7 protein-coding genes are annotated in these 13,772 nt (G+C 59.4%); 6 read left to right on the top strand and 1 reads right to left on the bottom strand.

Translation table 11 applies throughout. The features are described 5' to 3' along the window. Positions 1 to 249 precede the first annotated feature (249 nt). Positions 250 to 1,896 (bottom strand): FAD-dependent oxidoreductase, encoded by a 1,647-nt coding sequence (locus C1722_RS14950; protein WP_102380139.1) that lies wholly within the window; start codon positions 1,894 to 1,896, stop codon positions 250 to 252. Between the two features lie 224 nt (positions 1,897 to 2,120). Between C1722_RS14950 and C1722_RS14945 the strand changes: the two genes are divergently transcribed. The 6 genes from C1722_RS14945 to C1722_RS14920 all read left to right on the top strand — a co-directional run bounded on the left by C1722_RS14945 (position 2,121) and on the right by C1722_RS14920 (position 13,199). After that, a complete protein-coding gene (locus C1722_RS14945; protein ID WP_102380138.1) occupies positions 2,121 to 3,593 on the top strand; it encodes a helix-turn-helix transcriptional regulator in 1,473 nt (490 codons plus the stop codon). 59 nt (positions 3,594 to 3,652) lie between these two features. Continuing rightward, the gene (gene mazG, locus C1722_RS14940; RefSeq protein WP_102380137.1) at positions 3,653 to 4,495 is read left to right on the top strand and encodes a nucleoside triphosphate pyrophosphohydrolase; all 843 of its coding nucleotides are present in this window, start codon (positions 3,653 to 3,655) and stop codon (positions 4,493 to 4,495) included. A gap of 210 nt (positions 4,496 to 4,705) precedes the next feature. Beyond that, on the top strand, positions 4,706 to 8,914 hold the full coding sequence (locus tag C1722_RS14935) for an EAL domain-containing protein (RefSeq protein WP_102380136.1): 4,209 nt from the start codon (positions 4,706 to 4,708) through the stop codon (positions 8,912 to 8,914). A gap of 165 nt (positions 8,915 to 9,079) precedes the next feature. Further along, positions 9,080 to 9,817, top strand: a complete 738-nt coding sequence (locus tag C1722_RS14930) for a GTP pyrophosphokinase (protein WP_102380135.1) — start codon at positions 9,080 to 9,082, stop codon at positions 9,815 to 9,817. A 146-nt stretch (positions 9,818 to 9,963) separates the two neighbouring features. Beyond that, entirely contained in the window at positions 9,964 to 10,671 is a 708-nt protein-coding gene (locus tag C1722_RS14925; protein ID WP_180995292.1) for a 4Fe-4S dicluster domain-containing protein, read from the top strand. A gap of 173 nt (positions 10,672 to 10,844) precedes the next feature. Further along, entirely contained in the window at positions 10,845 to 13,199 is a 2,355-nt protein-coding gene (locus tag C1722_RS14920) for an ROK family protein (protein ID WP_102380133.1), read from the top strand. Positions 13,200 to 13,772: the final 573 nt, after the last annotated feature.

The following is a 13,772-nucleotide window of genomic DNA, read 5'->3' as shown; positions in this document are numbered from 1 at the left end:
GAGTGGACGGCAGCTGCAGGTAGTCTGTTCGTTTTCCCAGATCAATTGTTTGATCGGTAGATCGGCTACAAGAGGAGGGCTGGGGCGATGACGAATACCATGCGTTTTCTGCCAAAAAGCGAAGACCTTGCCGCGTTGCCGCGCAAAGGCGGCTCCCGACAGGGGCCTGCGGCGTTCCGGTGGCGAACGCCGCAGGATGCGGGCACCGAGATGCTCGGCGCCGGATATCCCGACGCCGGCAGGTGCGATCTATTCGATTCCGAGTGCGTTATGGGCTGCGATGTAGGCCATGGTGCCGCCGGGGCACAGCGTGGCGCCGCCGCCGAGGTAGGCACCGCCGGCGATGGAGGCCGTGCAGTTGCCGCAGGCGTACAGGCCGCCGATGACCTCGCCGTCGTTGTTGACGACCTGCGCGTTCTCGTTGATCTTCACGCCGCCGCAGGTGCCGGTCATTGCGGGTAGGTACACGGCACCGTAGAACGGGGCCTTCTCGATCGGGCCGATCATCTGGTTCGCCAGATCGGGGCGGTCGATGTTCTTGAGCCACGCGCTCTTGCTCGACTCCTTCTCGCCGCGGTGGTAGTCCTCGTCGACTCCCGTTTGGGCGTATCCGTTGAACGTGGCGACTTCGGCCGCAAGGCCGGCGGCGTCGATGCCGAGCTTCTCGGCCAGCTCTTCGATGGTGTCGGCGGAGACGAACCACGAGTTGTCGCCTTCGTCCATGCTGGGAAGGTTGTAGGTTTCGGTGTAGGTCGAATCGCAGATGAAGTAGGCGGGGATGTTCTCGTAGGTGAGCGTATCCGAGCTGAAGTTCTGCATGCTCATGTTGTAGACGGGATACGTTGCCGATTCATCGCCAAAGCGGTGGCCGCGGCTGTTCACGATCATGCAGTTGGGGTAGCCGCGGTACCGGTTGAAGTCGTTGCCTTTGATGTCGAACTGGACTGAGGCCGAGGGGTCGAACGCGTCGGGCTTGCCGGGGAAGAAGTTGGGCATGGCCCAGATGAAGCTCATCAAACCGAGTTTCGCGTTGATGCGGCCTGCGGCGCGATGCCCGTCTCCGGTGTTGGTTTGAGCGGCGTTGGAGTAGTAGATGGGCGCGGGAAGGTTTTCGGTTACCATCGTGGGATCGTGGTCGAACCCGCCGGTGCCCAGCAGTACGGCACCTGCCTTGATGTTCACTTCCTTGGTGCCCTGGGTTGCCTTGACGCCGATGACGGAACCGTTTTCATCGGTATAGAACTCGCTCAAAGCGGTTCCCATGAGGATCTCGCAGCCGCGCTCCTGGAGCTTCGCCTGCAGGGCGTTCCAGATATCGCCCGCTTTGCCGCTCTTCACCTTGGAGTTGCGCCCGTAGTTGAGGAAGCCCTCGACGTTGTCGTAGTAGTCGTGCGCTCCTCCCACAGCGAACTCGACGCCGGTGGTATCGCTCAGCCACGACATCATCACGTGTGCGGTGTCGACGAACGCCTCGACGGTCGCCTTGTCGGTGCGCCCGCCGCCGCATCCCTCGATGTAGGCGATCGCGGCTTCGCGGCTGTCCGTCACGTCGACGTCGGCTTGCCACCGGTTCATGGGCGTCCAGAAGCCGCCGCCCGAGGTGGTGGAGGTGCCGCCGAAGAGCGCATCCGACTTCTCGATGAGCATGACCGATTTTCCTTCGGCATCGGTTGCCGCCAAGGCGCCGATGGCTGCCGTTCCCGATCCGACGACGAGGAAGTCGACTTCGTGGTCCCAGCTTGCAGGCGCCGACCCGCCGCCTTCCGCCTTCGCTTCGCCCGATGCAGCCGGCGAACATGCCGCCAACCCCAATCCGGCGCAAGCCATGCCCGCGCCGACGACGAATGCCCTGCGGCTCATGCCGTTCGTTTGCTGTGCTTGTTTGTTGATACGCATCCCTGTAGCTCCTTCGTAATCGCTTACCTGGTTGACGGAACGGTGCCGAATGCAATACGATCGATGCTTGCAAAAGCAACCTGAGAAACTGCTTTCTTGACCGAGCACTCGACAACCGATCCGCCGCTCAGTCAGCGTGTCATAGCGCCATGCGGTTCGGCATCGCACGCATCATGCGAAACATCGGCAATGTGCGCGTCATCCATTTCGAGTGAGGGGCTTTCATGTGGGGTTTTCTGAAGAAAGGAACGGTCTCCTTCAGGGGAGCGGCTCTGCTGGTCATCGTCGGCGCCATCTCGTTCGCGCTCACGCGCGTATGGATGACGCTCGCTATCAACCTGCATATCAGCATCGGGCCGTCGGTTGATGCAGTGGCTTCGATTCAAGCGCTCGTATCCATCATCATCGTTGCCCGCTTTCTCACCGATGCCGTGTTCGTTGCGGTCGGGCGCCGTATCCCGTCGCTCGCTGCGCACCCGACGGTGGTTGCAGGGGTGCCTATCGCTCTTTCGTTCGGAACGCTTTTCGTCACCTGTGCGGCAAACGGGTGGATCGACAGCTTCGCGCTGCTTGCGCTCGGGGCGGTGTGCTGCGGTATCGGCATCGAGACGTTCTGGCTTTTGTGGAGCGAGCTGTTCGTCTCCATCGATTTCGACAAGGTGAAAACGATTATCCTCGCAAAGATCGGCATCGATGCGGTCTGCGCGCTGGTTTTCGGATCGCTGCCCTACGAGGCGGCCTTCGTGCTTCTTGTCGTGCTGCCGCTTGTGTGCCTCGTCGGATTTCGATGGGCATGGTCGTTGCGGGCATCCGAGGAACCGGCGACCGCGGCGAAACCGTGGCGGAACATATCGCTCAAGCAGTTCGCGCCGATCGGTATCGGCGTCGTGATGCTCTGCTTCGGATTCAACTTCTCGCAATCGGGCTTTCAGGATGTGCTCTCGGGCATCGACAACTCGTATACGCTCGGCAACTGGGTGTCGATCATCGGGCGGTTCGTCACGTTCGCCGTGATGTTCGTGGCTTTGAAGCTCATGAAGGATTGCCATTTCGAAGTGCTGTTCCGCGCCTCCATCGTAACGGCGACCATCGGGTTTCTCTCGCTCATCCTTCCGTTCGACGGCAGGTTCGCGTGCTTCAGCATCGCGGTCATCGTTGCATCGTTCATTGCGGAAAACGCCATTACGCTTTTGACGGTCTATGCGGCAAAGCATGCGACGAACTCGCCGGTGCAGATTCTCGCATGGGGCCAGCTGGCCTTGCGGGCGGGTGGTTTGTTCGGCGTTATCGCGGGCAATGCGATCGCGCATTCCGTTTCGACGGGCATGCACGAGGAAGTGCTGCCCTATCTTGTATCCCTCGAAGTGCTGCTGCTCACGTTCGCCGCGATCTACTTTGTGAGGGAGCAGAACATCAGCAGATTCCTGTGGGAGGTTATACCCGGGGCGGTGGAGACATCGGAGAGCGACGGCGCGCCCTATAAGACGGCGTTGCTCGCCGATGCATACGGGCTGACTCAGCGCGAACAGGAGGTGCTCGGGCTCTTGCTGCGAGGGCGGAGCATCCCCTACATCAAAGAGACGCTCTACATCAGTACGAACACCGCAAAGACCCACGTGAGGCACATTTACCAGAAGATGGGAATCCACGAGCGCCAAGAACTCCTCACACTGGCGAATACGTTTCGGGGGAAGTAAGGACGGCCGCGCACGATGAGCGTTATACTCGTATGCGAGACGCGAAGCGAGGAGTACCTATGACTGAACACGAAGAATTCGACGAGTTCGTCGATACGATAGCGGCGCTTCGGGCGCCTGGCGGATGCCCGTGGGATCGCGAGCAGACGCACGAGAGCATTGCCAAGAACATGATCGAAGAAGCCTACGAGGCGGTCGATGCCATCGAGGCGGGCGATACCGTCCATCTGCGCGAGGAGCTCGGCGACGTGCTGTTGCAGGTGGTGCTGCAGAGCCAGATCGCCGCCGATGCGGGCGAGTTCACGATCGACGACGTTTGCCGCGATGTGAACGAGAAGATGATTCGCCGCCATCCGCATGTGTTCGGGAGCGCGAAAGCGCAGAGTGCAGGCGACGTGCTCGAGTTGTGGGACAGCGTCAAACTTGCCGAAAAGAATGCCGTCGACGGTCGGGCCGTCGACGGGGGCAAAGATCGCGAAGGGCTTCTCGACGGCATACCGACCGGGTTTCCCGCTCTCATGCAAGCTCAGAAGATCTCGCGCAAGGCCGTGTCGGCGGGGTTCGAGTGGGATACGCTCGAAGACGTATGGGGAAAGGTCGACGAAGAAATTGCCGAGCTGCGCGATGCGTTTGCCTCAGCGCCGAAAACCGATAAAGGCAAGGTTACCGAAGGCGCGAAGGCCGAGGTGGAACTCGAATTCGGCGATGTGCTGTTCACGCTCGTGAACGTGGCACGTAAAATGGGCGTCGACGCTGAAAGCGCCTTGCGCGCGAGCAGCGTGAAGTTCCGTCGTCGCTGGGCGTTCATCGAGGGTGCCGCATGGGCGCAAAACCGCAAGGTCGAAGAGCTTTCGATGGACGAGATGCAGGCGCTGTGGGACGAGGCGAAAGAGAGAGAATAAGGCGTCGTTTACCACGCTGTTTCAGGATCCTGGACTTGCGGGGCGAAAGGGAGGAGCCTGCGGGCGGAAGCATGCGGGCCGCGCGGTTTCGTACGCTGCGCTCTCGAGACAACAGAAAATAATTCATATAGCTATGCTTTGCGTTGAGCGCTATTATATGTGAACCTAATTAGTTAGGATTAAGCGCGAACCGAGGAGGCCCGTATTCCGGTGGGTACTGCACATGCGCACGGAACGAGGCAACCCAAAAAGCCTCATCCGAGTGAATCCCCGTCTGCGATCGACCGCGATGCGCTGACGGGATTGTTGAATGCCGACGGCTTCTATCGTCGCGTGCGGATGCTCCTTGACGAGAACCCGGACAGGACGTTCATCCTCGTTTACGGCGATCTCGACCGCTTCAAGGTGTTCAACGATCTTTACGGAGCCGAAGCGGGCGATAGGCTGCTCGCCTCCGTGGGCTCCATGATCGTCGATATTCTGCCGCAGGGATCGGCGGCCGCTCGATTGCGGGCCGATCATTTCATATCGTGCGTACCCGCGGATGCATTCGATGCGGATCGGTTCTTGGCCGCGCTCAATCAATGGTTCTGCGCCTATCCGGTTGATTTCACGTTCTTCGTTCGCCTGGGGATCTACGTAATCGACGATCCAAGCCTCGATGCCGTGAGGATGAGCGACCGGGCTCTCATTGCGCTGCGCGAAGCGAAGAAATCGGTTGGCGCAAGCGCATGCGTGTATTACAACGATCAGCTGCGGGATCTTCTTCTCAAGGAGCAAGAGATGGCGGGCGAAATGGCCCCGGCTCTCGAGCGAGGCGAATTCGTTGCGTTCTTCCAACCGCAGTTCAGCTATTCCACCGGTGCCATTACGGGCGCCGAGGTGCTCGTTCGTTGGCAGCATCCGACGAAGGGCCTCATAAGTCCTGCTGAATTCATTCCCGTCTTCGAGCGTACGGGTTTGATCGCGCAGTTGGACTACTACCTGTGGGAAGAAACGTGCAGGGTGCTTCGCCAGTGGCTCGACGATGAGGGGATGAAAACGGTGCCGAGGCTTTCGGTCAACCTCTCGCGCGTCGACATATATCGCGATGACCTCTGCTCCTACCTGGGCTCCTTGGTGGAAAAATACCGTATCCCTGCGGGTTTGCTGCATCTTGAGATTACGGAAAGCGCCTACATGGAGGCGCCGAGGCAGCTTATCGGCGTGGTCGATGCGTTGCGAAGCGCTGGTTTTGTCGTGGCTATGGACGATTTCGGCAGCGGATACTCTTCGCTCAATACGCTCAACGATGTCCCCGTCGATATTCTCAAGCTCGATCTGGGATTTCTCGATGCAAGCAATGAAACGCGGGGCGGCATTATTCTCGCGTCTATCGTGCGCATGTCGCGCTGGCTCGATCTTCCCGTTATCGCGGAGGGGGTTGAAACGCGGCAGCAGGCGGAATATCTTGCGAGCATCGGCTGCGACATCATGCAGGGCTATCTGTTCGCGCGGCCGATCGACCGTTCGTCGTTCGAGGAAATGTTGCGCATGCGGGCTTCCGAGGCCGGTGACGAGACGCCGCTTTCCGATGAGGGGGTGGGGACTGAAGACATCTGGGATGCGGGTTCTCACTTCGCGCTTCTTTTCAACCGTTTCGTCGGACCGGCGGTTCTTGCCGAATACATCCCTGCCGACAAATCGATTGAAGTGATTCGTGGCAACGAAGACTTTCAGCGTTGGTTCGGCAATCGCCTCGGCGGCAGCGCGAAAGACGTTGCGGGGTTCTTCGACATGCTTTCTCCTTCGGATGCGCTATCGGTTAAAGCGCTGTTCGCTCGGCTGGTTGCCGAGGGAGGTACGGGCGAGTACGAAGCGAGAATGCAGGGCCATGACGGTGAGGTGCTTTGGGTGGGCATTCGCATGAAGCCGCTTGCCCGCGCATCCGATGTGCATTCGTTTTTCGTACAGTTCGAAGAGACGACCGAGCAGCAGGTGCTCCGTGATCGACTTCGTGCGACGATAGACAGCGTTCCAGGCGGAATCCTGTTCATGGAGATCGACGAAGGTTCCGCACGTCTGCTCGATTTCAGCGATGCTGCAGCCGAGTTGTCGGATTGCACGCGCGAGCAATACGTCGAACTCGCGAAGCCCGACGTGAGGGGCCTTGTCGTCAAGAAAGATCGACGGCTTATCCAGGCGTGCGTCGAAAGCTTGTTCGGCGGTAACGAGCGGTTTTCGGCCACGGTGCGCATCATCAGCCGATTGGGCGGATTTCGCTGGGTGCACGTGTCATCGTCGGTCATGTACCGCAGCGGCACCGCCATGTGCATCGTCGCCGTTCTAACCGATGTGACCAAAGATCAGGAAGCGCAGCGCAAGTTCAGGCAACAGGCAACGATGCAGATGCGTCTGTACGATGCGATGCCCTGCGGCATCATTCGCTACACTGTGGAAGACAAGCTCGAACTGGTGTCGATCAACCGGACGGGGTGCGACATCTTCGGCTGTGCGAACAGCGAAGAATTCTTCGATATGGTAGGCGATGATATTTTCGGCCCGCTTTTCCCCGAGAGCAGGCAGGCCCAGTTTGCGGCGATCGAGAGCCTGAGAAACGGAACGGCGATTGTGCCGTTCACCTGCCAAGCGACCCGCCGCGATGGATCGACGATCTGGATCGAGGGGAACTCTTCGTTTACCGAGGGAGAAGACGGCGAAAGGATCGTGCAGGCGGCGTTCAACGACGTATCCCACCGTCGCGTCGAGCAGCACGAGCGCGATATGCAGCGCTATGCCGGCGTGCTGTGCTCGGTGTACGACGAGGTCATCGAATACGATTGCGAGAAAGGGCTGTGCCGCCTCATCTATTCGGCGCACAGACCCTCGACCGATTCGAAGTCGATTCCCGTGGAGGAATCCCTTGGACGATGGAGCAAGCATATCCCCGATCGGACCGAGCGCGAGCAGCTGCGCGCGGCAGTCGAAGCGTGTGCGAACATGGATGCCGAGGATCCGATCACCCTCTCGTACCGGTTGCAATCGGGCGATCGTATCCTCTGGTGTCAGACGACGTTTTTGCGGATGTCCGACGGCTACGTTTTGTGGTGCAACAAAGATGTGAGCGAGCGCGTATCGGCCGAAGACCGGAGAACCGACGAACGTATTGCAGACATCGTCGGCAAACTGCCGGTAGGCGTCGGCGTTTACCGATGCACCGCTCATGGGGTGTTTCCGCAGTATCTGAGCGATCGCATGCATGCGATGTTCGGCAGCGTCCGCGATGATTTGGGAGGGATGATCCTTTCCCATCAACCTGCTTCGCTGCAGCATGTGGTCGGCGAGGGAGGGGAGAAGCTTGGGATCGAATCGCTGATCGCCGATGGTATAGACATCGAGTTCGAGGTCGAGCAGGGCGACGGATCTTCCGCGACGATACATTTGCAGGGCAGGGCGCTTCGCGAGGGCGTCGGAAACTCGGACGAAGAGGGCGTCGTGCTCTACGTGGTCGCAACCGACGTAACCGACGGGGTGCGCGAGCGGCGCTCTGCCTCGTGGCTCAACGAGCGGTACCGTATCCTGAGCGAGCTGACCCACGCCATCAGCTTCGATTACGATTTCGAATCCGATACGGTGCTCCTCTATATCGATCGCAGCGGAACCGGCATGGAGGCGCAGGTCATTCCGCGCTACTACGAGACGCTTGTCGACGAGCGTTTCGGTGTCGTGCATCCCGATAGCATCGAAACCGTGCGCACCATGTTCGAGCGGGTGCGCGAGGGCGCTGACAGCGGCGCGATCGAATACCAAGCCGACTACTACGGCAAGGGGTACGCCTGGTATCGGACCAATCTGTTCGTCGTCAGCGACGATTACGGATCGTGGCATCTCGTAGGTTTGATCGAAGATATTCAAAACGAGTTCGATCTGCGTAAGCGGGCGGAGCTCGACGAAACGACGGGCCTTACCAACCATGCAACGGCAAAAGACCTCGTCAACCTCGCTCTAGCCGATCCTCTGCTGCGCGGGCGCAGCGTATGCGCCGTGCTCGACCTAGACGATTTCAAGGCGGTGAACGATACGTGCGGCCACATCGAAGGCGATGCCCTTCTGCACGAAGTCGGCACCGTGCTGCGGTCGAGCTTCCGAGAAACCGACGTGATCGGCCGCGTGGGCGGCGACGAGTTCGTGCTGCTGCTCAAGAACATCGATCTCGACGTTGCGCTCTGCAAGATCGAGGGCGTCGTGAGGCGCATTTCCGAATACCGGCTGCCGGGCCTTGGGAGCGCTCCCTCTTTGAGCGTGGGCGTGCACGTTGTCGGAGAGGACGACCTGACCTATCGCGATGCGTTCGTCAAGGCCGACGATGCCCTGTACCGCGCAAAGCGGACGGGGAAGAACAAGGTCGTGGTGTATCAAGCGGGCTGTCTGCCCGAGTGACCGGTGCGGTTTGGCGGCTACTCGTAATCCCGACAATCCTAAAGATTTGCTGACAATTGGCTGCAAACCGACCGTGAACGGTCGGACTTCGGTATCCTAGTGGTTGCTGACGCATATTCGCGCACGGACGCGTTCCGCGCAACGTATACATGATAGGCGGGTCACATGGGACAAGCGGCAACTGTCGAACCGAAGCTCGATCTTTCGGTGGCCGAAGGCAGCGAGATTCTGAAAACGCGCAATCTGACGATCGACGACATCGGACGACTTCGCAGCCTCGAGAGCGCAACGCGCGGCATCATGCAGAAGTACCATGCGGCCATGCGCCAGATGGAAGTACGGTTCGAGATTCTCGACCAAGACCTCAACGCCAAGCAGAACCGCAACCCCATCCACCATATCGAATCGCGTCTCAAAAAACCGGCGAGCATTTTCGAGAAGCTGCAGCGCTACGGCAAGCAGACGACCATAGAGGACATGGAATCCTACATCATGGACATCGCGGGGATTCGCGTCATCTGCTCCTATATCAGCGATGTGTACAACCTGCTCGATCTCGTGAAGCGACAGGACGATCTTACCGTGCTCACCGTAAAGGATTACATCGCCGAGCCGAAGCCCAACGGCTATCGCAGCCTCCACATCATCGTGCAGGTGCCGGTGTATTTCCTCGACAAGAAGGAAATCGTGCCGGTCGAAGTTCAATTCCGCACCATCGCGATGGATTTCTGGGCGAGCTTGGAGCATGATCTTAAATACAAGGCTGTGCGCACGATCGAGGGAATCGATTCGTACGACGAGCTCAAGGATTGCAGCCGTATCATCGAAGACGTCGAAGCGCGTATGCAGATTCTCGCCAAAGCGCTCGAGACGGAGGAGAAAGCGAACGCCGAGCTCGCATAATGCGCACCCGCACCCGCACCCGCATCCGTATCCGATGCGGTGCGTCGATGGCGTGCCAAGCACATCGTTGGAAAAACAACAGACGCTGCGACGCCCCGATGGTACGGTGCTTCCAGACAAACCACCTGAGAACGTCGGGAGTTCATATGACTGAAGAAATGCGAGCGATCATCACGATCGACCAAGAGCGATGCAACGGGTGCGGATTGTGCGTAGACGCCTGCCACGAGGGGGCGATAGCCTTGGTCGACGGCAAGGCAAGGCTTATGTTCGAGCACCACTGCGACGGGTTGGGTGACTGCTTGCCCGCCTGCCCGACTGGAGCGATTGCGTTCGAGGAGCGCATGGCCGCGCCCTACGACGAAGCTGCCGTTGCGGCGGCCCAGCGCGAGAAGGAGGCCGTGCGCCATGGGTGCCCGGGCAGCGCTGCACGTTCGTTCGGGTCGCGCGAAACCGCGGCTGCAGTGGGGCGGCGGCAATCCGAAAACGTAAGCGAGCTTCGCCAATGGCCGGTGCAAATCAAACTCGTATCTCCGGCGGCGCCGTATTTCGCCGGTGCCGATCTGCTCGTCGCAGCGGATTGCACGGCGTTCGCCTACGGGGCGTTTCACCGGGATTTCATGGCCGGAAGGGTGACGCTTGTCGGTTGCCCGAAGCTCGATGCGGTCGATTACACCGAAAAGCTGACAGAAATCGTATCGGCGAACGATATCGCATCGGTCATGGTCGCCCGCATGAGCGTGCCGTGCTGCGGCGGCATCGAGCGTGCGGTACGCGATGCCGTAGCGGCGAGCGGCAAGGCGGTTCCGGTTGTCGTGCGCACCATCGGCACCGATGGAGTGTTGCTCGAGTAGCGCTCGTCCGCTGAAGTTCACCGCTTGCCGCGTCTGCTGCAAGCAGCAGTTGAAGCAGCGCCTTTCTTCTCCCGCGAAAGCGGTAAACGGTATCATGGCATCGAATGATAACGTTACTGCTTTGCATAAGGGGGAACGGGAGCACCGTTCGTATTGCTCCGTTAACGGTCGGAATGAGAAAACGCATATATGAAATCGTGCAGCGCGCGCAGCCAGGCGACGCCCTCAGTCGCGCATACGATATCTTCATCGTCATCGTTGCCCTCGCAAGTTTGGTTCCGCTTATGTTCAAGGAGCAGGACGGCGTGCTCACCATGCTCGATGTGGTGACGGTGTACATTCTGTTCTTCGACTACGTTCTCAGGTGGATGACCAACGATTTCAAAACGGGGCAGCGGGGGTGGAAGGCGTTCGCGAAGTATCCGTTCACGCCGCTCGCCATCATCGATCTGCTCGCCATCCTTCCGTCGCTCGGCATTCTTCCGCAGACGTTTCGGTTCCTTCGCGTGTTGCGGGTTGCCAAGATATTCCGTTATTCCAAAAACCTCATGATCGTGGGAAACGTGTTTAAGGCCGAGCGTAAAACGCTGCTTTCGGTGCTCATGGTGGCGGTTGCATACATTTTCGTTTCGGGCCTTATCATGTTCGTGAACGAACCCGATACGTTCGACCATTTCTTTGAGGCGCTCTACTGGGCAACTACGGCGTTGACCACGGTCGGATACGGGGACGTATCGCCCCTCACCGATCTCGGCAGGGGTATTTCGATGGTGTCCTCGCTGTTCGGCATTGCCGTGATCGCGCTTCCTGCCGGCATCATCACGGGCGGCTACCTCGAAGAGGTGCGCAAGAGCCAAGCCGACCATGTGGCTTACTTCCATACGGCGCTGCCGGGGCGCTACAAGGGCAAATCGCTCGGCTCGTATGAAAGCGTACGGGCCTACGCGAGGGCCCATCCCAAGGCCGTCTACTACGCGGCGGTCATGGCGCTCGGCGTCGTGCTCGATATCGTGCTGTACGACCTCGTCCGTTGGCTCGGGCTGCCGGTATGGCTCGATACGGCTGGAACCGCGCTCGTTGCCGTCATCCTCGAGCCGGCAGCGGCCCTCATCGTCGGGTTTGCAGACAATCTGTATCTGGCGATCGTGTTTCAGAACGCGGGCAATCTGCTGTACTTCGCCCTGTCGGCTATCGTTGCGCTGGTCTATGGTATTCTCTTCGCCAAGGGAAGGGCTATTACCCTGCGCTCGATCGGAATTGCCCTGGTGTTCCTCGTTGTTGTAAGCGCGGCTCTGTCGACGTGCTTGAGCTATGCGTTCGATGGCGGCGTGCCCACGCTTGCGGGTACCGTCGGCTATTGGGAAGCTCTTGTGGGCTGGGCGGTGCCTGCTCCGCTTGCCTGCTTCCTTGCGATAGCGTTTGACAAGCTCATTGATTCGATAGGTGTGTTTGCGATCGTGATGGGCGCTTCGCGCCTGTTCAAGCAGCGGACGTTTGCGGTGAATGGGGACATCGGCCTTTCGGGTGCCGATGCGAAAGACGGTGCGGATGTGGTGAGCCATACGGTTGGGGAAGCGGTCGAAACCGACGACGACCTTGTGCTTGGGATCGATGTCGGGGGAACGTCGACGAAGGTAGGCGTGTTCACCGAGGGCGGTGTGCTTTTGTCGCGCCATGCGTTCGCCTCGGTGCCCGTGCGCGCCGACGGATCGTACGCAAAGCTCTCCGAGGGATACGGTGCCATGCTGTCGCGGGTCGGAATCGATGCGAACAGGATCGTATCGATCGGGTTGGCGGTGCCGGGAACGGTTGCAGCGGAAGACTCTCTCAGGCTCTGCCCCAACATCGATCTCGATCTCAGAGCGTATAAGTCGTTTCTCCACGCCGAGTTCGGCCGTGCAACGGTATGCGTTTTGAACGACGCTGACGCGGCGGTGCTCGGCGATATGTGGAGGGGGAGTGCCGGCGAACGTGGCGTTAAGACGTTCGCGCTGCTCACGTTGGGTACAGGTGTTGGTGCGGGCATCGTGGTGAACGGCAAGCTCGTTTCGGGCAACAACGGGGCCGTGGGTGAGATAGGCCATTTGTGCGTCGATCCGGGAAGCGATCTCGTCTGCGGCTGCGGGAGAGCGGGATGCCTCGAGCAGTTCGCTTCGGCGGGCGCGCTCGTGCGCATGGCGGGCGAATACTCAAGCGATGGACAGGGCGGCTACGCCGATGCGAAAGAAGTGTTCGTGGCGGCCGATGCGGGGGATAAAGCAGCCAAGGCGGCGATCGAGCGTTTTGCCGATCGGCTGGCGTTCGGGCTTTCCCAAATTGCCTGCCTGCTCGACCCCGAGCTGTTCGTGATCGGGGGAGGCTTGTCGGTCTCGGCGGATTCGTTCATCGATATCGTGCGCGAACGCTACAAGCGCTATGCGCTCGACGTCTGCCGTTCGACGCCGATCGTGGCTTCCGCTCTCGGAAACGACTGCGGCATGTACGGCGCTGCGTACCGCGCGATCAAGAAGCTCGGTCCGGCGGGGTAAAAAACACAATTTCGGCGCGTAGCCGACAGGTTCGCTGCTTGTGCAAAAAACAGCGTGCGCGGCGGATGCCGCGCAACATCCGCCATTGCGCATGTTCGCGTCCGTTTTCTCGTAGAACATGAGAAGGCTTCGTAAAATTTAGCTGCTCTATCCAATAATTAAAGCCGAAATGCATAAAATGATGATATCGCTGCTTATCAAAAAATTGTGCATTTGAACAAAAATCAAACCCAAAGTGTACAAATTCATTCGTAAAAAAATGTTGCACTTGAACAAAAATGGTGGTATACCTTGTTCAAGGGCAAAACTGACATGGAAATGTCACGGAGGAATCGGGGCAGTCATCATGACGAAGCTTCACCCCATACAGCGTTCCTGCAGCCGCGACACTCATGTCGGGAAGCTGCATCAAGTAGTGCGCCACTTTTAACTTGGAAGGCGCCGCCTTCCAGAAAGGAGACTGTCATGGCGAAGATAGTCAACTCTTGGAACGACTGGGATCCGTTGAAGCGCGTCATCGTCGGCCGCTGCGACAACTCGATGATCCCGCCCGAGGAGCCCGCGACCTCCGAG

Source organism: Raoultibacter timonensis (genome assembly GCF_900240215.1).
GTDB classification, from domain to species: domain Bacteria; phylum Actinomycetota; class Coriobacteriia; order Coriobacteriales; family Eggerthellaceae; genus Raoultibacter; species Raoultibacter timonensis.
This window is presented reverse-complemented; position numbering and strand designations above follow the sequence as displayed.

Coding starts and splice junctions, on each gene's coding strand:
- C1722_RS14950 (WP_102380139.1), bottom strand. CDS start 1,896: ATGCGTATCAACAAACAAGCACAGCAAACGAACGGCATGAGCCGCAGG.
- C1722_RS14945 (WP_102380138.1), top strand. CDS start 2,121: ATGTGGGGTTTTCTGAAGAAAGGAACGGTCTCCTTCAGGGGAGCGGCT.
- mazG (WP_102380137.1), top strand. CDS start 3,653: ATGACTGAACACGAAGAATTCGACGAGTTCGTCGATACGATAGCGGCG.
- C1722_RS14930 (WP_102380135.1), top strand. CDS start 9,080: ATGGGACAAGCGGCAACTGTCGAACCGAAGCTCGATCTTTCGGTGGCC.
- C1722_RS14925 (WP_180995292.1), top strand. CDS start 9,964: ATGACTGAAGAAATGCGAGCGATCATCACGATCGACCAAGAGCGATGC.
- C1722_RS14920 (WP_102380133.1), top strand. CDS start 10,845: ATGAGAAAACGCATATATGAAATCGTGCAGCGCGCGCAGCCAGGCGAC.